The sequence below is a fragment of the Donghicola sp. XS_ASV15 genome (genome assembly GCF_041224595.1).
Taxonomy (GTDB): Bacteria; Pseudomonadota; Alphaproteobacteria; order Rhodobacterales; family Rhodobacteraceae; genus Donghicola.
This window is the reverse complement of record NZ_JBGFGN010000053.1, coordinates 1-320: the sequence shown is the minus strand read 5'-3', so window position 1 is coordinate 320 and position 320 is coordinate 1. Positions and strand designations below refer to the sequence as shown.

Annotated in this window: 1 protein-coding gene; it reads right to left on the bottom strand. The window is 66.2% G+C overall.

Going from position 1 to position 320, the window contains the following annotated elements; all coding sequences use genetic code 11:
- Nucleotides 1–244: 244 nt before the first annotated feature.
- Nucleotides 245–319, bottom strand: coding sequence for a hypothetical protein (locus AB9K37_RS00930; RefSeq protein ID WP_369835146.1), 75 nt, complete (start codon nucleotides 317–319; stop codon nucleotides 245–247).
- Between the last annotated feature and the right edge of the window lies 1 nt (nucleotide 320).

Sequence of the window (320 nt, the reverse complement as noted above, 5' to 3'; positions counted from 1 at the left end):
AGGCCTATCTGGGCACGGGCCTGAAGAACAAAGATCAGGTGGGCGCATGAGCGGCTGGCGTAGCTGGGGGGGAGGGGGACCCCCCCCCACGCGGAGGAGCAACACCCCCCCCAAAGAGCTCCGCAACAGAGAAAAGAGGGAGGGGGTACCGTTTCTCTTTGTGTGGTGGGGGGAGGGGGTGGGGGGGGGTGTGTGGTGCGGCGTGGCGGTGGGGTGCCTCCCCCCCCCCCGCTACGCCAGCCGCTCATGCGCCCACCTGATCTTTGTTCTTCAGGCCCGTGCCCAGATAGGCCTCGATCACCTGTTCATTGGACTTGATC